Here is a 19,691-nt window from a genome sequence, read left to right as displayed (position 1 = left end):
CTGGCGTCGCCGCTAGCCTCCGCCGCGCACGGGGCCCTCGATGTGAACCGTGACGATGTCCGCGTCGTGGTATTTCTGGTGCCTCACGGAGGTGGCCAGGTGCTGCAGAATGCGGAGCGAGATTTCGTGCTCCTGCACTTCCGCCGTGCCGTGGCTGGCGAGAACGGCGATCTGATCCTCGATGTTCCCGGCGCCACCTGCGGAGATGAACTCCAGTTCCGCCCCGGTCCCCCACTTGCGGGCGACGACGCGCAGACGCCGATCTCCTGCGTCTTCCCCTTCCTTCGCCTCCTCCAGCAGGAGAAGCAGCGTCTCCTCCGCCGCCTGCAGCAGCCGGTCGCTCATCTCCATCTGCCACTTGCGCCGGATGGAGAACTTGTCGAGGAAGTTCCGGATGGTGGGGAGCGCTTCGACGTTCAGCGTCGTCTCGACGCGCAGGGGCCGCGCGCCCGTGAACTCGAGCAGCGCCGTGAGGAGGATCGCGACCAGGCCGCCCGCGGTCATCCCGTTCTCGAGCAGCGGCGCCAGCCCGGGGCTCAGGTACTCGTTGAAGAGCGCGCCCTCCTGGAACGCGACCCCAGCCCAGAACGACACGCCGACGATTGCCGCCTTGCGATAGTCGATGCCGTCCTGGACGACGACGCGCGTCCCGATGACGAACAGGATCCCGATCAGAACGAACCCGTAGGCGGCGAGCACGGGATCGGGGATGGCGAGTACGATCGCCGCGATCTTGGGCAGGAACGCCAGCGCGACGAAGGTCAGGCCGATACACACGCCCACGCGGCGCGCCGCGACGCCCGTGATCTCCGCCAGCGAGATGCTCGACGAATAGGTCGTGTTGGGGACGGTGCTCAGCAGTCCCGAGAGCAGGTTGCCGAGTCCATCGGCGGCGACCGCGCCCTGCACCGCTCCGAAGTCGGTGGCCCGGCTGCGCCGCCAGGACACGCGCTGAATGGCCACGGCGTCGCCCACCGTCTCGATCGCGCCGATCAGCGTCACGAACACGAACGTCGGGAGCAGCGCCCAGAAGGCGGGGCCGAAGCTGAAGCCGAAACCCGGCCAGCCGCTCGCGGGGAGACCGACCCACTGCGCGGCCGCCACGCGCTCGAAGTCGTAGATGCCGAACGACACCGCCGCGACGCACCCGACGACGATGCCGATCACCGGACCCCACAGCCGCATGACGCCGCTGGCCCGGAGCACGATGAGCAGCGTCGCGAGCACGGTCGCGCCCGCCGTCACCGGCGCCGCCAGCGGATCCGAGCCCTCCGGCACCTGGCGCAGCAGATCGAACAGGAGGGGCATGATCGTGACCGCGATCAGCATGATCACGGTCCCCGCCACTACGGGCGTGATGATCCGCCTCAGGAGCGCAAGATGCCGCGAGAGCCCGAACTGGAAGAGGGAGGAGGCGATGACCAGCGACGCGAGGAGGGCGGGACCGCCTTCGACGAGCGCCGTCACGGAGGCCGCGATGAACGCGCCCGATGTCCCCATGAGGAGGACGTACCCCGCCCCGATGCGCCCGATGCGCGCGGCCTGCACGGCCGTGGTCACCCCGCTCACGATCAGGACCGCGAAGCTCCCCCACGACAGGTAGTCCTCGGAGCCGCCGGCCGCCCGCACCACGATCGCCACCGTGATGACGATGGCCGCGATGGTGAGCACGACGTACTGGAGCGCGAGGCCAATGGCGATCCGGTACGGCGGCGTCTCGTCGGGCTCGTACTGGATCGCGTGGTTGAAGTCTCGGGGTTCTGACGCCATCGGTCACATCCATCGTTGGGGAACGGAGATGCCGAACGCACGCGCAAAGCGGGCGACCGGGGTCGAACCGGCGACCTTCAGCTTGGAAGGCTGACGCTCTGCCAACTGAGCTACGCCCGCGAGGCCGTCGAATCTGGCGACCGAGCCGGCTGACGGGCAAGTTTCCGGGCCGCACGGGACGAGGAATCGAGGAGGAAGATCGAGTGAGCGTTCGACATGTCTCGGAGTTCGGGCTGACGCCGGTCGCCGCCGGGTCGGGCACCGAAACGCAGGTTCTCATCGGGCCGGACCAGGGGCCGAACTTCGCGCTGCGGCGCTTCGTGATGCAGCCCGGCGGCGGGATGCCCCGGCACACGAACGCCGTCGAACACGAGCAGTATGTGCTCCGGGGACGGGCCCGCGTGTCGATCGGTGACGAAACGCACGATGTGAAGGCCGGAGATGTCGTCTACATTCCTGCGGGAACGCCGCACTCCTACGACGCCGTCGGGGACGAACCCTTCGAGTTCCTGTGCGCCGTGCCGAACCAGCCCGACAGGATCGAACTCGTCGACTGCTGATCCCCGGGCGGATCTTTAGACGGTAAGGACGACCCTCCCCACCACCCGGCCCGCCTCCAGGTCGCGCAGGCTCGCTTCGGCTTCATCCATGGGCCGCGTCGCGTACGGGATCGGGTCGACGCACCCGGCGCGGACGAGTTCCATCAGCTCCGCCATCTCCTTGAGGCTCCCGAGGTCGGACCCCTGGACGGCGAGATCCTTGAGGACGAGCAGGGGGAGTGGGACGGAGAGTGAGCCCCCGAGCAGACCGACGACGACGAGGCCTCCGCTCTTGGCGACCGTCCGGAAGCCGAGCGCCGTGGACGCGGAAGAGCCGGCGAAATCGACGACCGCGGCGCAGCCACCGTTCGTGAGCTTCTTCAACTGCCGGGGCGCGTCGTCCTCGCGGGCGTCCACGACGTGCGCGGCCCCCGCCCGCCGCGCGGCATCGAGCTTCGCGTCGTCAACCTCGACGACGATGAGTTCGGCGTCGAAGAGCGCCTTCGCGAGCTGGATGCCGGCGAAGCCGACGCCGCCGGCCCCGATGATGACAAGCTGGTCCTCGAGCCAACGTTCCGCCTTGCGGAGCGCGCTGTAGGCGGTGAGGCCGGAGCAGGCGTACGTGCCGGCCAGTGCCGGCGGGACATCTCCGAAGTCGAAGAGATAGCGCGGATGCGGGACGATGACGTGGTCCGCGAAGCCGCCGTCGAGGTGCGTACCGAGGGCGCGCGGGCGGTGGCACAGATGCTCCCGGTCGGCGTCACAGAACCCGCAGCCGCCGCACCCGATCCACGGGAAGACGACGCCGCGCTCGCCGACGGCGACGCCGTCGGCATCGGGCCCGGCCGCGGCGACTTCGCCCACGATCTCGTGGCCCAGCGTAAAGGGAAGTTCGCGCACGGCCCGGACGTCGAGCTTCCGGCCGCCGCCCATCTCGAAATAGCCCTGCCACAGGTGCAGGTCGCTGTGACAGAGGCCACAGGCGTGGACGCGGACGAGCAGCTCGGTGCCCGTGGGTTCGGGGGTCGGCCGCTCGGCCGGTTCGAGGGGTCCACCGTACTCGCGGAACTGGTAGCTCTTCATCGCTTCCCTCATTGTGGTGTCAGGACTTTCCCGAACGCGTTCACGACGTCCTGCATCTGGGCGGCCCCCGCAAGCAGGACCTGGTGCTTGATCCAGATCGTCGTGCGGCAGAGCCGTTCGCATACCGGAAGCGCTCTTTCGAGCGGTGTGGTGTAGCCCGGATGCGCCGGGATCCCCTCGGCCCGGAGCGCCGCGATGACCCAGCCCTTGTCGCGGTCCTTGCGGCGGTTCGCCACGAGTACCGACCCGTCGAGTCGGACCATGAAGATGTGACAGCCGTGGGCCGTGATGCGCTCATCCCGGTCCGGCGTTCGCAGACCGTCGATCTCGGCGAGGCCCTTCGCGAGCGCGTCCATGGCCTGCCGGCGGATGGCCTGCTCGGCGGGGAGGCGTTCCAGTCCGGCGAGGAGCAACGCCGCCTGGAACTCCGTCATGCGGAGGTTGAGACCGGCTGCCGCGTGGTCGTGCGGTGAACCGCGGGGGTCGCGACCGCAGTCGTGCCACGACCACGCCCGCCGATGGAGCGCTTCGTCGTCCGTGAGGACCATACCGCCCTCGCCGGCGGTGAGGTTCTTGCTCGACTGGAAGCTGAACGCGCCCGCGTCGCCCAGCGTGCCCACCGGGCGGCCCCGCCAGCTTGCAAGCCACGCCTGCGCCGCATCCTCGATGACCCGGAGGCCCCGTCGGGCGGCGATCTCGTTTACGCGATCCATGTCGGCCGGGCGTCCGCCGATATGAACGGGCAGGACCGCCGTCGTGCGCTCCGTGATCGCGTCCTCGATCCGCGCCGGATCCAGGTTGTGCGTCCCGGACTCCACGTCGACGAAGACGGGAACCGCGCCCAGCGACCGGATCGCGTGGGCCGTCGCCACGAAGCTGTACGGGCTCGTGATGACCTCGTCGCCGGGCTGCACGCCGGCGGCGACGAGGGCGGTCTGAAGCGCCATCGTGCCGTTGCAGCAGGCCACGGCGTACGGGGCGCCGTGCAGCGCGGCGAAGCGGGCCTCGAGCTCCGGGACGGCCCCGCCTCCCAGCCCCCATCGGCCGGATTCGAGCACCTCGGTGAGGGCCCGCCGCTCCGCCGCCCCGGAGCGTGGCCACGCGGGCCAGGGCGCCGTGCGGACCGGGGTGCCGCCGTCGATCGCCAACCGATCCGTCATGCGTCGCTCGACGCGATTGTCGGCACGGCTCGCGGACCGGACCGTGGCGCGCCGCCTAGGAGACGGCCCGCGGCCGGCTCCGGGCGATGATCGCCGGGACACCCGAATCCCGCGCGAGCTGGTTGAACGCGTCGAGCATCTCGCCGAGCACCCGAGCGAGCCCGGCCTCCTCCACCATCCACTCGGCCTCCAGATCGCCCCAGCGCTCCAGCACGCCGGCGCGGGGAGGAAGGTCGGAGCCATCCACCTCACCCATGAGCGCCGTCAACTGCATGTTCAGCAGCCCCTCGTAGGCGACCATGTCCTGCTGCGCCGCGCGGCGCTTCTGGAACAGCCGATCCTCCAGCACCGTGATCGAGTCCGCGAGCGCGGCGCCCGCCGCTCCGAGCGCCTCCGCCCCGGAGAGGCCGGCCTCCGCGGCCTGCCCGACCACCTCGTTCACCTGCGCGCGCACGTCACGGATGTCGTTCAGCCCGACGTGGAGGTCCACGATCGCCCCGAATACCGACTCCAGGAAGCGCCCGTTCGCCGCGAAGTCCGTCTCCGAAGCCGGTATCCGCGGATCCCCGCGCACCTCGAACGGCCGGGTCTGCGGCGGCGCGTCTCCCACCGTCAGGCGGGCGCTGTACGTGCCCGGCATGACGCGGTACCCCTGGGCGTCCCCGAAGAACGCGTACGACTCCGCGACCCGCGGCCCGCTCTCCACGCGCAGGTCCCAGTACACCCGATTGTGCCCCGGGGCGGCGGGCGCGCGGGAAGGCTGGACACCCGAGGCCATCGTCGCCGTATCGGTGGTGAACGTGCGGACCACCGCGCCCCCCGCGTCGAGGATCTCCAGCACGAGTGAGGCGCCCGGCGAGTCCGGCGCTTCCCCGGCCCCCGGCTCCCGCGGCGGGGTGGCCACGACGTAGTCGATCGCCACGCCCGGCGTCTTGTTCTGCCCCGATGTCGTCGGGCCCACGGGGCCGCCGAGTCCCGCGCTCACGCGATACCCCGTGGAGGGCGTGTACAGGTGGTGCCCATCCGCCGCCTCGGCCTCGGCCTGCTGCCGCAGAGGAGAGAGATCGTCGAGCACCCAGAAGCCGCGTCCCTGCGTCGCCACGGCGAGATCCCCCGCCTGCACCTGCAGGTCGGTGATCTGCGTGAGGGGCATGTTCAGGTCCAGGCTCCGCCACGAGGCGCCGTCATCGAAGCTCACGTACATGCCGAGTTCCGTCCCGGCGTAGAGCAGCCCACGGCGCTCGGGATCCTCGCGCACGACGCGGGCCCAAGCGTCGGGCTGGTCGGCTCCGATCCCGGCGTCGATGCGCTCCCAGCTCTCGCCGTAGTCCACGGTCTTGTAGATGTACGGCGCGAAGTCGTCGAACTTGTAGCGGGCGAGCGTGATGTAGGCGCCACCCGGCTCGTGCGGCGACGGGTCGAGGGAATTCACCATCCCCTCGGGCATCCCGTCCGGCGTGACGTCCGTCCACGTCTCCCCGTTGTCGCGCGTGACGTGGACGAGGCCGTCGTCCGCCCCCACCCAGATCGTCCCGGCCGCGAGCGCGGATTCGGCCATCGCCATGATGGTGTTGTAGACCTCGCCGCCCGCCGCCTCGTTCGTGAACGGTCCCCCCGCCGCCACGTGCTTCTCCGGCTCGTTCCGCGTGAGGTCGGGCGAGATCTCCTCCCACGTCACCCCGCGGTCGCGCGACCGCAGCAGGTGCTGCGCCCCGTGGTAGATCACCCTCGGATCGTGCGGCGACACGACGACCGGCCCGTTCCAGTTCCAGCGGTAGCGCATGTCCTCGGCATCCATCCCGAGCTGGAACTGCGGGTACGCCTGCACGCTGCGAGCGGAGCCGAGTTCCGTGTCCAGCTCCGTGATGATCCCCTGGATCGAGGTCGCGTACAGGTAGCGCGGGTTGTCGGGATCGAAGGCGACCCAGGCCGATTCCCCGCCCCCCGCGTCGATCCAGTCCTTCCAGCCCAACCCGCCCGAGTGCGTCGCCCAGCCCAGCATGCCCACGCTCGTGTTGTCCTGCTGTCCGCCGTACATGCGGTACGGGAACTGGTTGTCCACCGCGAGCCGGTAGATCTGCGCCGTGGGCTGGTTCTCCTGCGTGGACCAGGTCTCGCCCCCGTTGAAGGTGACCGTCCCTCCCCCGTCGTTGGCGGAGAGCATGACCTGGCTGTCGAACGGGTTGATCCACAGGTCGTGGTGGTCGACGTGCGGCGTCTGGATCGTCTCCCAGGTCCGCCCGCCGTCGATCGACTTGAGGAAGGGCGAGTTCATCACGTAGACGGTCTCGCGGTCCAGCGGGTCGGCATACAGTTCGATGTAGTACCAGGCTCGCCCCCGCAGCTGCCGCTCCGAACTCGTCAGCGACCAACTGTTCCCGCCGTCGTCCGAGCGGTAGACGCCGTCCACGTCCTCGTCCGCCTCGATCAGCGCCCACACCCGGTCGGGGTCGGCCGGAGACACGTCGATCGCCGTCTTCCCCATGAGATCGGGCAGGCCCGCATTGATCTCCTCCCACGTGTCTCCGCCGTCCGTCGACTTCCAGAAGCCGGAGCCGGGACCGCCGCTGCGGATGTACCACGGCTCGCGGTCGTGGTCCCACATGGAGGCGTAGAGGATGCGCGGGTTCGTGGGGTCCATCGCGAGGTCCGAGGCTCCCGTGTTCTCGTCCACGTGGAGGATGAGTTCCCAGTTCTCTCCGCCATCCGCCGAGCGGTAGATCCCCCGCTCCGGTGACGGCGCGAACGGCGACCCCTGGGCGGCGACGTAGACGAGATCCGGATCGTCGGGATGCACGCGGATGCGGGAGATTGCGCGGGTGGGGACGAGGCCCATGTGCGTCCAGGTGCGGCCCGCGTCCGTGGAGCGGTAGACCCCGTCGCCGTGCGAGGTCGTGACGCCGCGGATCGAGTGCTCGCCCATCCCGACGTACACGACGTTCGGATCGGACTCCGAGACGGCCACCGCGCCCACGGAGGAGGTGCCCACGAAACCGTCCGTCACCGGCTGCCAGCTGATGCCCGCATCGGAGGTCTTCCACACGCCACCGCCCGCCGTGCCCATGTAGTACGTGAGACGGTCATCGGGGACCCCCGCCGCGGCGACGGCCCGCCCGCCGCGGAACGGACCCACGTTGCGCCACCGCATCGACTGGTAGAGCGCGGTCTCGCCCTCCGCATCGCCGGCCGGCTCCTGCATCGAGGCTGCCGCCCGCACCTCCGCCGCCGGCGTCGCGAGTACAAGCGTCAGAAGAAGAAGCCGCGCGCACCGCGGGAAGGACGGGGTGGGTGTTCTCGCTTCGATCGACCGCATGGGAGCGAACCTCCGCGCTGGGATGTCGGCGTCGCGCCGACCCGGGGTCATATTGGGCGCGAAGAATACACCGCGGCCCGACGCCGCCGACAGAAGAGAGGGTTCATGCACATGCTCCTGAAGCGGTTCGCCGGACGCCTCACACTCACGCTTTCGATGGTGGTGCTGGAGTCCGCGGGCTGGCTGCTCTTCCCGCTCGTCATCGGCCGCGCCATCGACGGCGTGCTCGGGGGCTCGACCCGGGGCCTGTACGAACTCGCCGGACTCGGGATCGGGACGATCTTCATCGCGATCGGCCGCCGGGTCGTCGACAGCCGCGCCTACGCCGGCATCTATGTCCGGCTGGGCGAGGAAATGGTCGCTTCCGCCGCGGAGCGCAGCACTTCGACCCGGACGGCGCGGCTCGGAATGCTCCGGGAGATCGTCGAGTTCTTCGAGCACTCCCTCCCCCAGCTCATCACGAGCACCATCGGGCTCGCCGGCACCATCGTGATCCTCTCGACGCTGAACGTTCCGGTGTTTCTCGGATGCGTCGCCGTCGCCGTCGCCACGGGCATCCTGTACGCGCTCACGGGAAAGCTGACGACGCGCTACAACGAGGGGCTCAACGATGAGCACGAGCGACAGGTCGATGCCGTCGACAGCGGCGATCCTGTCCGCCTCGGCAAGCACCTGCGCGCCATGACGCGGTGGAATATCCGGCTCTCCGACCTCGAGGCCGGCACCTTCGGCATCAACTGGGTGTTCATGATGGGCCTGCTGGTGTTCGCTGTCGGAGTCTCGGCGCAGCGCACCGTCGAGTACGGCGCCGTGTTCGCCATCGTCATGTACGTCTTCCAGTTCGTGGAATCGCTGATGGCCCTCCCCTTCTACTACCAGCAGTGGTTGCGGCTGCGGGAGATATCGGGCCGGCTGGCACGCGTCGGCGCCGAGGCCGGCGCCCCCGCGTAGCCGGGAAGTTCAGTCGCGGCGAATGGCCTGGCCGGGGAAGGCGGTCTCGATGAGTTCCGCGTCGCGGACGACGAAGGTGCCTGCGACGAGCACGTGCTCTATCCCGGACGACGGCTGCGTGGGCGACTGGAAGGTCGCGTTGTCGATGACCGTGGCGGGGTCGAACACGGTGATGTCGGCATCCGCCCCGACCCGGATCCGGCCCTTGTCCGCCATCTGTGGCACATAGGCGTCGAGCCGCTGCGCCGGCATCAGCGTCATCTTCCGGAGCGCGTCCATGAGCGTGAGGAGACCTTCCTCGCGCACGTAGCGGCCGAGAACGCGGGCGAAGGTCCCCGCCCCGCGCGGATGTCCCTGGCCGTTGACGAAGGGGACCCCATCGCTCGCCACCATCACAAGCGGATGGGCGAGGGCGAGTTCGAACATCTCCTCAGGAATGATGTGGGCGATGATCCGGCCGCCCGTCTCCCGCCGCTCGTTGAACGTCTCCTCCGTCAGCCGTTCGCCCGTCGCGTCCCACTCGATGTCGCCGAAGTCGCCCCCGAGCCGTTCCCGCCAGCCCGGGTCGAAGATCGCGGCCCGGATGTCGGTGGAGGCCGCGGTGTAGGGATAGACCTCGGTCGTCACGTCCAGCCCGCTCGCCTGGGCCCCCTCGATCATGCTCAGGAGCGTCGGTACCTGTCCGAGGCCGCTCGATCCGATGTGCACGATGTGGACCCCGCCTCCCGTCGACGCCGCGTTCGCGATCATCTCGTGCACGGCCTCGATGGAGCTTCCGGGCTCGACGAGTCCGGCGTAGCGGATGTGGACGAAGCTCGTCACGCCTTCTTCCGCCGCGAGCTGGAACATCCGGTGGATCTCCTCGCGCCGCGCCCCGGGCGTGTACTGGATGCCGAAGCCGAGGCCGAGCGCTCCGCGCCCCAGTTCGTCGCGCAGCCGGCCCTCCATCACCGCGACCTGCTCGAGGTCGGCCGCGAGCCGGACCGCTTGCCGCTGCCCGCCGAGGGCGAGTCGGCGTGCCGCCCCATGCGAAGCGGTGGCGCCGTAGTGGATCGCGGCCTTCCCGTCCCGGCTCGCGTACCACTCGTCCACATCGCCGGTGCCGCCCTCCAGTTCGAGCGCGGTCGTGACCCCATCCTGCGCCTGCAACTGGCTCGAGAAGAGGTCCTGGCCGTGGGCGTGGAGGTCGATGAACCCCGGCGCGACGACGAGACCGGACACGTCGACCACCGTCTCGCCGTCCAGCGGGGACTCGGAAATCGCGGCGATCGTCCCGCCGCGGATCCCGACGTGGCGTACCGCGTCGAGACCGGACTCGGGATCCATCACGCGCCCGCCCGCGAGCACGACGTCGTAGCTCTGGGCCTCGGCCCGGACATCTGTCGCGGCCAGCGCGGCGGCAACGGCGAGCAGCGTTCGAAATCTCATGGTGAGGATCCGTTTCATCCGAGCAGGGACGGAAGCACGCGAGCGACCCACAGGCCCAGGAAGGTGCCCACGGCGTTACCCAGCGACCCGATCAGGACGGCCGGGAGCACCAGATCGCCGCGGCCGAGGCTGCGCGCCAGCGCGAGCGCGGAGGTGCCGCCGCCGACGTTCGCCTGGGACGCGACGGCCGCAATGTCCACGTCGAGCCGGAGGAGGCGGGCCGCGCCGAAGGTGATGAGCCCGTGCACGACGATGATCGTGAAGGTGAAGACGAGGAGCGCCAGACCGAGGGGGCCGATGTCGGCGAGCGCCCGCACGTCGCAGTGGGCTCCGATCACGCACAGGAAGAGGTAGACGGAAAAAAGGCCCAGCGTGCGGCTGCCGGCGAGATCCGTGATGGCCCGGAACTGGGCGAGGATGAGGGCGATCACCGTGAGGATCAGGATGTCGGGGATCGGGAACCCCATGGCGGCGGTCCACGCCTCCAGCCGCTGCGAGGCCCACAGCGTCCCGAAACCGATCGCGAGGACGAGGGCGAGGTCGACCGGGTGCACGCGCTCGGTGTCCTCGTCGACTCCGAGGTCCGGAGCCCGGTCGGCGGAGCCCGGCGCCGCGTCGGCCGGCCCGACCCAACTCCGGACGGACTTCGGCCAGTGCGGCCGCAGCCAGCGGGGAATCGCGATCGTCGCGGCCATCCACACCGTCGTCATGATCGAGTCCACGGCCGACGCGCCGCCGAACAGCACGCCCTCGCGCATGACGTCGTATCTGAGCGCGACCGCGTTGAAGTTCACGCTGCCGCCCGTGTAGGTGCCCGTGAACATCCCGCCCAGCGGCGCGAACAGGGGACCGATCCGCTCCGGCCCGTCCACGATGGCCATGCCCGCGATCACGCCGGCCACGGTCCCCAGCGACCCGATGAGGAAGAGCGTAATGATCGGCAGCCCGGCGCGGAGGATGTCGCGCAGGTTGACCTTCAGCAGGAGCCACACGATCGCGAGCGGGGCGACGGTGCGGAAGATCGCGTCATAGGCCGGGACCGGATCCGCCTCGGTCGAGGAGGTCGGAAGCAGGCCGAAGTTCGCGATGATCGCGGTGAAGATGATGACCATCAACGCGGTGCCGCCGTGCCGCAGGAAGCTCCGGCGCACGAGCCACTCCGTCCCCGCGATGACGAGACACAGGACGGCGACGATATAGAGCGTCTGTGCGGTCACGGCGGGACTCGATCAGTCATCGGCGTAGAGCGACTCCGCCTTCACGGCCGACGTCGTGATCCCCTTGATGAAGGCGGAGGAGAAGCCGCGGTGCTCCATCTCGTTGAGGCCGGCGATCGTACAGCCGCGCGGCGTCGTCACGCTGTCGATCTCGCGCTCGGGGTGGCGGCCCTGGTCCCGGACGAGGGCGGCGGCGCCGAGCGCGGTCTGAGCCGCCATCCGGAGTGCCTCGTCGGGGTGGAAACCGATCTCGATGCCGCCCTGGCAGGCGGCGCGCACCGCCCGCAGGAAGAACGCCACGCCGCAGGCGCAGAGGGCGGTGGCGGGGACCATGTGCTCCTCCTCCACGACGAGCGTGGCCCCGACGGCCCGGAACAACGCCGCCACCCGGTCGAGGGCCCCGGCGTGGGCGGGCTCCGCCGCGAGACACGTCATCGACTCGCGCAGCGCGACCGCCGTGTTGGGCATGGCGCGAACGATCGCCACGTCGGGGCCCACGTGCCGGCGAATCGCCGCGATCGACGCCCCGGAGACGACGGACACGAGGAGATGGCGCCCGGCGTCCACATGCGGTGCGATGTCCGCCAGTACCGCGTCGAGGGCCTGCGGCTGGACCGCGACGATCACCGTGTCGCAGGCGGCCACGGCGCCCGGATTGTCGGACGACACCGGGAACCCCCGTCCGGCGAGATCCGCGACGCGCTCCGTGTGGCGGCGCGTGACGTGGACCTCCCCCGGAGCGTGCGAACCCGCGGCTACGAGTCCCTCGGCGATGGCGCGCCCGATATTCCCCGCGCCGAGGATGGCGACGCTGGCGGACGATGTCGGGTGGCGCATATCGAAGCCTCTTCGCGTGTTTCGCAAGTGTGGTCCGCGGGACCGGTGGCGGCCGGGCCGGACGCGAGGCGCATTGTCGCCCGAGGGCCGCACGACCCGCAAGGCGTTGCCGCCCGAGCGGCGCTCCGGTGTCGCCGGACCCGGGCGACGCTGCGACATTGGCGGTATCCCCTGCCGAAAACGGAGGACGGAAGATGGATCGTCGGATGGTGGAATACGAAGCGAAGAAGCAGACGCCACTCGTGGCGTACATTCTCCTCGTGGTGTTCGGCGTCGTGGGCGCCCACAACTTCTACCTCGGACGACGCGGACAGGCGCTGGCCCAGCTTCTGTTCTCCGTCGTCATGGCCGGCGCCATGCTCTGGCTCTTCGTGGGCTTCGCGTCAGCCGAGATGGCGGATGTGTCGGGCGGCTTCGACGCCTTCGTGCGGCGCGCGTGGACCTTCTACGCGATCGCCATCGTCTGGGGCGTCGGCAGCTTCGCCTGGCTCGTCGTGAACGCGATCGAGGTTCCAAAGCTCATCGCGGAGCACAACGTCCGACTCCACGCCCGCATCTTCGGCACCGATTAGTCGCGTACCGTCGTCCGATCGTCGTTCCAGCGGCGGATTGCCAGACAGGCGTTGTGCCCTCCGAAGGCGAACGAGTTCGACAGGGCGACCGGGACGGGGCGCTCGATGGGGCCGCCGTGGGCGTAGTCGAGATCGCACTCCGGATCCGCCTCCTCGAAGTTGATCGTGGGCGGGATGACGCCGTGCCTGCAGACCAGCATGGAGATCACGGCCTCGATGGCCCCGGCGGCCCCCAGCGGATGACCTGTCATCGACTTCGTCGCGCCCACCACCGTGGATCGCGCGTGCTCGCCGAGCACTTCCTTGATCGCCTTCGTCTCGGCGGCATCCCCGACTGGCGTCGCGGTCCCGTTCGCGTTGATGTAGCCGATGTCCTCGACCGCGAGGCCGGCGTCTTCGATCGCCTGCTGCATGGCCAGTCGGGCGCCGACGCCATCCGGAGCGGGAGCCGTCATGTGATACGCGTCCGCGCTCTGTCCGAAACCGACGATCTCCCCCAGAATTCGCGCGCCGCGCTCCCTCGCGTGCTCCAGTTCCTCGAGAATCAGCATCCCCGATCCCTCTCCCAGCACGAAACCGTCTCGCCGGGCGTCGAAGGGGCGGCAGGCCTTCTCCGGGTCGTCGTTGCGCGTCGACATCGACCCCATCGACGCGAAGCCGGCGACCGCGAGCGGCGTGATGGCGGACTCCGTACCCCCGGCGATCATCACATCCGTCTCTCCCCTCCGGATCGAGCGGAAGGCGAGTCCGAGCGAGTGGCCGCTCGACGCGCAGGCCGACACGGTCGCGTAGTTCGGGCCGCGCGCCCCGTACACGATGGACAGGAGTCCGACCGTCATGTCCGGGATGAACATCGGGATGAGCAGGGGGGAGACGAACCTCGGTCCCTTCGACAGGAGCTTCCTGTGCTGCGCCTCCAGCAGCGGGAGCCCGCCGACCGCGACCCCGACGACGACGCCCGTCCGATCCGGAGGCAGGTGGGCGAGCCCGTCGCCGAACCCCGCCTGTTCCATGGCCTGGGAGCCCGCGGCAATGGCGAGCTGCAGGAACCGGTCCGCGCGCCGCGCTCCCTTCCGGTCCAGGTACTCCAGAGGGTTGAAGCCCTTTACCTCACAGGCGAAGCGGACGGCCTGGCCAGAGGCGTCGAAGAGGGTGATCGGACCCGCGCCGCTCACGCCGTGGAGGAGCGCGTCCCAGGTGGAGTCCACATCGAGACCAATAGGCGTGACCATCCCGACGCCCGTGATGACGACACGCCTCGTTGCACCGGTGTGGATCAAGCCGACTCTCTCCAGGGATCAACCTCGTTCCGCCCCGCACCGCGTTGGGGGGAGATAATACAGTGAGGCGAAAGACCTGACATGACCCCCGAAGACGGCGGGCTGGGAAGGGGATTCTATCCGGCCATCGCCGACGGAGGGGGTCCTGGGGGACGGACTCGCTCCAATGGGTCGCCGCTAAAGCGCGGCTCCCCCGAGCTCGCTCCCTCCGGTCGCTCGGTTCGAACCCACGTGGGCTTACGCCCTGCTTCCATACGGAGGGGGTGGGATTCGAACCCACGTGGGCTTACGCCCGCCGGTTTTCAAGACCGGTGCATTCAGCCGCTCTGCCACCCCTCCGGGTGTGGGTCGGAAACTGGCCCGGCGACGGGGGCCGATCAAGGTGACGGGGCGCTTCAGGTGTCGGGGGCGAGGGTGATTCGGTATCGGACGACGCGTTGGATGCCGAGGTCGTCCAGGCTGACGGCCCACACGTCGTTGCCGTCGAACACCGGGAAGGGGTTGGAGGAGAAGTCTTCGGGCGGATTCACGGCTCCCAGGTAGGTTCCGTCGGCTTCGAACACATCGAACCGGAGCGGAGACCGCCACACGAAGGGCGTTGAGAACGGGCTGTCCGGGTCGTGGTCCTCGTTCTCGACCTCCTGCGCCTCGGTGGCGACCCGCACCCATATGCGGCCGTCCCGTCCGGGGTAGAGCCCGGCGAAGGGCGGCTTCGTGTCGGGGATGGAGGGTCCGTCCCACGTCCAGCCCGGCACGGTCATTCCGATGCCGCGCTCGGTCTGGGCGCGGGCCTGCTCCGCCTCGCGCGGGAAGACGCGGGCGGGCTCGTGCGTTCGCTCGATTCGGAGGACGCCGTCCGGGACCTCAAGATCGATCGCATAGCGGGACGAGATTCCGCTGGCGAAGTGTCCGCCGGGGTGGACTACCCAGATCGCCCGCGGCGCGAACGGAACTCCGTACGTCGCCATGGCGCCGTCCCTCTCTCCCGTGACGGTCTCGCCCTCGAAGTCGCCGTGCGGCGGCGCCACGGTGTCGCGGGGCGTTCCATCGGGGTCGAAGATGGCCAGCAGGCTGCGACCGAAACCGGTCGCATCGGAAGGGTCGCGGGCCGCCACGTACATCCTCCCCCGACCGTCCGTCCACAGCGGCTGGTTCGAATAGAAGGCGGGGACATAGGGCCATTCCTCCAGCGACTCCTCTTCGGGGCCGTAGACCTGCAGGCGCGCATTGCCCGGATCGCGCACGACGATCCGCCGGTCGGGAAGCAGGGCCATCGCCTCGGGTCGTTCCAACTCGCCGGGGCCCTGTCCGGGCCCTCCCAGGGTCCGCACGTGGCCGCCCTCCGGGTCGAACATGCGGACTTCCCGGGCCTGCTGGTCGAACACGTAGACGTTGCGGTCGTCGTCCACCGCGATGGACCCGATGCGGCCGAAGAGGTATTCGTCGGGGCCCTCGACCTCGCCGATCGACAACTCCGGGACGAGCGTCGCGTCCCCGCCCCACACGCTCCCCGACAGGGTGCGAACGACGACCGTGTCGCCGATCCTGTCGGTCACCACCTGCGGACCGCGCGCGACCTCCGTGCCGGTGCCGCAGGCGGCGAACGCCACCGAGAGCACGGCGAACCACGAATCTTTCGTCGCCTGCATCGCTTGCCTCCTGGACCGGACGCGCGAGAGCGCCCCCCTCGGACGCGTGAGGGCGCCCCCCGTAGAAACTATCGTCCCACGATAGGTTGTCCGGTGCCGCGGCGACCGGCACCTTCGAGCTTCCAATGGACGAGAGGTCTCAGATCGGCGGCGCCGCTGCGGGCGGTCGCGCGAAGGGAGTGAAGCGATGACGAGGATCGGACGGTTCCGGGTCGGATTGGCGGGGTTCGTGGCGGCCGCGGCGATGGCCGTCTCCCACGGCGCTCTGCACGCCCAGGAGTCCTGGCTCGTCGGGACGTGGGAGGGCACGGCGGAGACCCCCAGCATGCCGGGCGGCCCCACCATCTCCATGACCTGGGCGGTCGAGGCGGCGGAAGATGGAACTTTGACGGGAAGCTGGACGGGCGACGCGGCGGGACAGAGCTACACCCGCGAAATGTCCGACATCTCGGTCGACGGAGACACCTTCGGCTTCACCGTGCGCATCGAGGATCAGGGTCAAACGGGAGAGTTCGTCTTCGAGGGGACGATGGCGGAGGGCGAGGTCAGCGGCACCTTCGAGGTTCGTCCGGAAGGAATGCCGGCCGTGATCACGGGAACCTTCTCCGGCGCCCGGGCCGAGGAAGACGGCGCCTGACGCCGGTAGCCCGCGCCTGACGCCGGCAGTTCGCGCCTGACGCCGGCGGCCCGCGCCGAAAAAAAAGCGGGCGACCGGTCTCGAACCGGCGACCTTCAGCTTGGGAAGCTGACGCTCTACCAACTGAGCTACGCCCGCGCGCTGCCGCATGGTTGTGGCTGCCGTACGTCGTAGTGGGGCGGGAGGGACTTGAACCCCCGACTTCTGCGATGTGAACGCAGCGCTCTGGCCAGCTGAGCTACCGCCCCGGACAGCCCCCTCACGGGGCCAGCGATGTTACGCGGACGCCCCATCCCCTGTCAAAGCTGCCGGCGGTCGGTGCGGGGCTCTCGGAGGGTCTTCCGGCGGGTCAGCTCCGCCAGGGCGTGAGCAGCTTGAAGAAGGCGTCCGTGTTGTCCTGCACGAACTCGCGGACGCTCTTCTCGGTGTTCGCCCGCGTGGAGATGTAGCACTGCTGACACGTGTTCTGCTTCGTGAACTTCTCCAGCATGTCCTCCTGCCGGTCGAAGTACGCCATCACCATCGCGCACGGCGTGAGCCGTCCGTCCGGGTTGATGACGAGGAAGCGGCGTCCCGCCTGGCACCCGGGGATCCCTCCCTCCGTCAGAAACCGGTGGAATTTCCACAGCACGCGCGGCGTCGTGTAGACCGGATATCCGGCGTTGCGCAGGTCGATGACCTCCTGCAGGCTGTCCGCCAGCCCCTCCAGCCCATCGCCCTCGATGAGCCCGTCCCGGTCCTGCACGCGCAGGTGCGTGTAGACGGAGAAGTTGATCGGCACGCCCCAGTCCTTCGCCACGCGCACCATGTCCCCGATGTCCCGGTAGTTCCACGCGGTGATGCACACGTTGAGCAGGATGTCGTCCGCATCCGTGCTCTGGCGGCGGATCTCGGGCACCACGCGGGCCATGCGGTCGAACAGGCCGGGGATGCGGCGGAACTCGTCGTGTCTCTCGTCGGGAAAGTCGAGCGAGGTGGACAACTGGTGCATCCCGCTGTCCTTGAGACGGAAGAAGCGCTCCGGCGTGAGGTTCGACGCGTTCGTGACCACGATCATCCAGGGCAGCCCGCTCTTGTTCGTCATCGCGTCGACGATGTCGTACACGTCTCCGCGCGCGAGCGGTTCGCCTCCGGACGCGTGCGACACGACGGGCCGAAGCTCCCGGCAGATCGCCGCATAGTCCTCGGCCCCGAGGCGCTCCTCCTTGATCGGGCCGCCCCAGTTGCAGTGCCAGCAGTTCGCCGTGCAGGCGTGCGTGATCTCGAACGAGACGGAGAGCGGCTTGTTCTGGATCCGGTTCCGGATGCCCCGGGCGAGCATGCGTGCGGCCATGGCTCCGGAGATGTTCGGCATCCGTTCAACCCTGCCCAGTGTCTGCCTGGTGTCTCGCCTTCCATCGCTTGACCCCCTCGGGGATGGCCTTCACGAGGTACATCGCGAAGACCACGGCCACGCACGCGATCAGCACCCAGTTCGGGATCGGAATCGTGGCTCCGAGGAGAGCGAGAAGGTAATAGCGGGGAAAACGGGCGACCACCAGCGCCGCGACCCACTTTCCCATGGGGTACTGGATGGAGAATGCCAGGAACTTGAAGGGGAAGAAGGGGATGGGCGCGAAGCCGGTCGCCACGATGGTGGCGAAGGGCCACCTCATGAACCAGGAGATCGCCTTCCGGTAGAACCTCTTGCGCTTGTAGGCCCGGATGTTCTGCAGGTTCAGGAGGGGGACGAAGACGAGGTGGTCCATGACCCCCGCGATGGCCGTTCCCAGCGTGGCCCACGCCGCGGCGAGCCACAGGTCCGCGACCTTCCCGAAGTAGATGAGGACGGGCTCGTGGGGGAAGACGGAGATCGCCGTGTTCGCCGGGATGGAGTAGAAGGCGAGATACAGATAACTGTCGGATTGGAAGTCGCGCAGGAGGAGGATCGACGTCGTGAGGCCGATCGCGATCATCAGCCCGCCGCAGATCCAGACCGCGGGCCCGAGGTGCGTCCGGCCCTCCGCCTCGGACGCGCCGCCGGATGCGCCGCCGATGGCGTCGCCGACCCTGTCGATCTGGTCCTGCCCCATCACCGCTCTCCACCGTAGCTTTGTGTCCCGCGGCATGGCCGTGTCCCGCTGAAACTACCGTCACCCGGCTCGCGGTGCTCCGGGCGGGGCGCGCGAAGAGGAGGATCCGATCGGCAACCAGCGCAACGACACCCGGATGGACTGCCCGGAGTGCGGCGACCGCGTGGGGCGGTCCGATCAGACCTGTCAGAAGTGCGGCGAACCGCTGTCGTTCGCGCCGGACGAGACGGGCGTGCACTGCGCGGTCTGCGGCGACGCCATCGGCGCCTACACCGAGACCTGCCCGGGCTGCGGCGAGACGGGCTATCCCGCGCTCCGTCCGCGCCGCGGCCGCAAGTGGAAGGGTTCGCGCCCGGACGGTCTGACCCGGACGTGACCGAGGGCCGCGCCCGGCTCGACCGGACCTGCATCGTCCTCCACGAGCCGCAGGATGTCGTCAACGTCGCGCTCGTGATTCGCGCGATGAAGAACATGGGCCTGTCGCGTCTCCGGCTCGTGAACCCCGCGGAGTTCGATGCGTGGCGCATCACCGGGATCGCGCACGACACCGAGGACGTCGTGGAGCGCATCCGCATCTTCGACGACCTCCCCTCCGCCCTCGCCGATGCGAGCTACGTGCTCGGCGCGACCGCCCGCCGCCGTTCCACCCGCCACGAGTGGTGGAGTCCCGAGGGCGCGGCGACGGAATTCACCGGTCCCGCCGGCGGGCGCGAGGGGCGGCTCGCCGTCGTGTTCGGCCGGGAGGATCGGGGGCTCTCCAACGAGGCGCTCGATCTCTGTCACGGACTCGTGTGCATCCCCACGAACCCGGACCACACCTCGATGAACCTCGCCCACGCGGCCGTCATCATTCTCTACGAACTGCGGAAGGCGGCGCTCGGCCCCGACGACTGGGAGGGGCGCGACCTGGAGGGCAAGCGACGCCGCCGGACCCCGCCCGCCCTGCACGGCGAACTGGAAGAGTTCTTCGATATCTGGGAGCGGGCGATGGAGGAGGCCGGCCTCTTCCACGGCATCGACCCGGCGCCGAAGATGCGGAGTTTCCGGAACATCTTTCAGCGCGCGGACCTCGACCGGCGCGAACTCGGTCTCATCCTCGCGGTGGCGTACGAGGTGCTGAACTTCGCGCGGAGAGAGAAGAAGCGCGCCCGGGAGCGCGCGGAGACGGAGGCCGGCGGCTAGC

17 protein-coding genes and 4 tRNA genes are annotated in these 19,691 nt (G+C 69.5%); 6 read left to right on the top strand and 15 right to left on the bottom strand.

Going from position 1 to position 19,691, the window contains the following annotated elements; genetic code table 11:
• Positions 1-12: 12 nt before the first annotated feature.
• The gene (locus tag ACOGI9_RS00150; protein WP_419857900.1) at positions 13-1,770 is read right to left on the bottom strand and encodes a uracil-xanthine permease family protein; all 1,758 of its coding nucleotides are present in this window, start codon (positions 1,768-1,770) and stop codon (positions 13-15) included.
• Positions 1,771-1,817: 47 nt separating this feature from the next.
• A tRNA-Gly gene (locus ACOGI9_RS00145) sits at positions 1,818-1,890 on the bottom strand.
• Between the two features lie 83 nt (positions 1,891-1,973).
• On the opposite strand from ACOGI9_RS00145, the gene ACOGI9_RS00140 reads away from it, so the two are divergent.
• The gene (locus ACOGI9_RS00140) at positions 1,974-2,330 is read left to right on the top strand and encodes a cupin domain-containing protein (RefSeq protein WP_419857899.1); all 357 of its coding nucleotides are present in this window, start codon (positions 1,974-1,976) and stop codon (positions 2,328-2,330) included.
• Positions 2,331-2,345: 15 nt separating this feature from the next.
• Here ACOGI9_RS00140 and ACOGI9_RS00135 read toward each other — a convergent pair whose 3' ends face one another.
• Genes ACOGI9_RS00135 through ACOGI9_RS00125 form a run of 3 tightly spaced genes read right to left on the bottom strand, consistent with a single transcriptional unit; the run spans position 2,346 to position 7,865 of the window.
• Positions 2,346-3,404 carry an alcohol dehydrogenase gene (locus ACOGI9_RS00135; protein WP_419857898.1) on the bottom strand — a complete coding sequence of 353 codons (1,059 nt, stop codon included), beginning with the start codon at positions 3,402-3,404 and terminating at the stop codon, positions 2,346-2,348.
• Positions 3,401-4,552, bottom strand: a complete 1,152-nt coding sequence (locus ACOGI9_RS00130) for a DegT/DnrJ/EryC1/StrS family aminotransferase (protein WP_419857897.1) — start codon at positions 4,550-4,552, stop codon at positions 3,401-3,403. Before ACOGI9_RS00130 ends, ACOGI9_RS00135 begins: the two co-directional genes overlap by 4 nt.
• A gap of 55 nt (positions 4,553-4,607) precedes the next feature.
• Positions 4,608-7,865, bottom strand: coding sequence for a WD40/YVTN/BNR-like repeat-containing protein (locus tag ACOGI9_RS00125; protein ID WP_419857896.1), 3,258 nt, complete (start codon positions 7,863-7,865; stop codon positions 4,608-4,610).
• A 105-nt stretch (positions 7,866-7,970) separates the two neighbouring features.
• Between ACOGI9_RS00125 and ACOGI9_RS00120 the strand changes: the two genes are divergently transcribed.
• Complete coding sequence (locus ACOGI9_RS00120) at positions 7,971-8,816, top strand: ABC transporter six-transmembrane domain-containing protein (protein ID WP_419857895.1); 846 nt, start codon at positions 7,971-7,973, stop codon at positions 8,814-8,816.
• A 9-nt stretch (positions 8,817-8,825) separates the two neighbouring features.
• On the opposite strand, the gene ACOGI9_RS00115 is transcribed toward ACOGI9_RS00120, so the two are convergent.
• The 3 genes from ACOGI9_RS00115 to proC are packed head-to-tail and all read right to left on the bottom strand — an operon-like array spanning position 8,826 to position 12,298.
• Entirely contained in the window at positions 8,826-10,244 is a 1,419-nt protein-coding gene (locus ACOGI9_RS00115) for an amidohydrolase family protein (protein ID WP_419857894.1), read from the bottom strand.
• A 14-nt stretch (positions 10,245-10,258) separates the two neighbouring features.
• Positions 10,259-11,461, bottom strand: coding sequence for a DUF819 domain-containing protein (locus ACOGI9_RS00110; RefSeq protein ID WP_419857893.1), 1,203 nt, complete (start codon positions 11,459-11,461; stop codon positions 10,259-10,261).
• Between the two features lie 12 nt (positions 11,462-11,473).
• A complete protein-coding gene (gene proC, locus ACOGI9_RS00105) occupies positions 11,474-12,298 on the bottom strand; it encodes a pyrroline-5-carboxylate reductase (RefSeq protein ID WP_419857892.1) in 825 nt (274 codons plus the stop codon).
• A 194-nt stretch (positions 12,299-12,492) separates the two neighbouring features.
• On the opposite strand from proC, the gene ACOGI9_RS00100 reads away from it, so the two are divergent.
• Positions 12,493-12,870: an NINE protein gene (locus tag ACOGI9_RS00100; RefSeq protein WP_419857891.1), complete on the top strand. Its 378-nt coding sequence runs from the start codon at positions 12,493-12,495 to the stop codon at positions 12,868-12,870.
• On the opposite strand, the gene fabF is transcribed toward ACOGI9_RS00100, so the two are convergent.
• The 3 genes from fabF to ACOGI9_RS00085 all read right to left on the bottom strand — a co-directional run bounded on the left by fabF (position 12,867) and on the right by ACOGI9_RS00085 (position 15,799).
• Positions 12,867-14,150 carry a beta-ketoacyl-ACP synthase II gene (fabF, locus tag ACOGI9_RS00095; RefSeq protein ID WP_419857890.1) on the bottom strand — a complete coding sequence of 428 codons (1,284 nt, stop codon included), beginning with the start codon at positions 14,148-14,150 and terminating at the stop codon, positions 12,867-12,869. The genes ACOGI9_RS00100 and fabF overlap by 4 nt on opposite strands.
• A 255-nt stretch (positions 14,151-14,405) precedes the next feature.
• Positions 14,406-14,489, bottom strand: a tRNA-Ser gene (locus ACOGI9_RS00090).
• Positions 14,490-14,545: 56 nt separating this feature from the next.
• Positions 14,546-15,799 carry a 6-bladed beta-propeller gene (locus ACOGI9_RS00085; RefSeq protein ID WP_419857889.1) on the bottom strand — a complete coding sequence of 418 codons (1,254 nt, stop codon included), beginning with the start codon at positions 15,797-15,799 and terminating at the stop codon, positions 14,546-14,548.
• Between the two features lie 187 nt (positions 15,800-15,986).
• On the opposite strand from ACOGI9_RS00085, the gene ACOGI9_RS00080 reads away from it, so the two are divergent.
• Complete coding sequence (locus tag ACOGI9_RS00080) at positions 15,987-16,436, top strand: hypothetical protein (protein WP_419857888.1); 450 nt, start codon at positions 15,987-15,989, stop codon at positions 16,434-16,436.
• Positions 16,437-16,501: 65 nt separating this feature from the next.
• Here the strand turns inward: ACOGI9_RS00080 and ACOGI9_RS00075 are convergent.
• From ACOGI9_RS00075 to ACOGI9_RS00060, 4 genes are all read right to left on the bottom strand, one after another.
• Positions 16,502-16,574, bottom strand: a tRNA-Gly gene (locus tag ACOGI9_RS00075).
• Positions 16,575-16,610: 36 nt separating this feature from the next.
• Positions 16,611-16,684: transfer RNA gene (locus ACOGI9_RS00070), tRNA-Val, on the bottom strand.
• A 101-nt stretch (positions 16,685-16,785) separates the two neighbouring features.
• Entirely contained in the window at positions 16,786-17,769 is a 984-nt protein-coding gene (locus ACOGI9_RS00065) for a radical SAM protein (RefSeq protein ID WP_419857887.1), read from the bottom strand.
• 25 nt (positions 17,770-17,794) lie between these two features.
• Positions 17,795-18,508, bottom strand: coding sequence for a hypothetical protein (locus ACOGI9_RS00060; protein WP_419857886.1), 714 nt, complete (start codon positions 18,506-18,508; stop codon positions 17,795-17,797).
• 136 nt (positions 18,509-18,644) lie between these two features.
• On the opposite strand from ACOGI9_RS00060, the gene ACOGI9_RS00055 reads away from it, so the two are divergent.
• Positions 18,645-18,884: a double zinc ribbon domain-containing protein gene (locus ACOGI9_RS00055; RefSeq protein ID WP_419857885.1), complete on the top strand. Its 240-nt coding sequence runs from the start codon at positions 18,645-18,647 to the stop codon at positions 18,882-18,884.
• Positions 18,881-19,690 carry an RNA methyltransferase gene (locus ACOGI9_RS00050; protein WP_419857884.1) on the top strand — a complete coding sequence of 270 codons (810 nt, stop codon included), beginning with the start codon at positions 18,881-18,883 and terminating at the stop codon, positions 19,688-19,690. The genes ACOGI9_RS00055 and ACOGI9_RS00050 overlap by 4 nt, the downstream gene beginning before the upstream one ends.
• Position 19,691 lies beyond the last annotated feature (1 nt).

Origin of the sequence: Candidatus Palauibacter irciniicola (assembly GCF_965208695.1) — a bacterium.
In the GTDB taxonomy this organism is placed as follows: domain Bacteria; phylum Gemmatimonadota; class Gemmatimonadetes; order Palauibacterales; family Palauibacteraceae; genus Palauibacter; species Palauibacter irciniicola.
The sequence above is the reverse complement of the archived record's forward strand: the minus strand, read 5'-3'. Positions and strand labels throughout refer to the sequence as shown.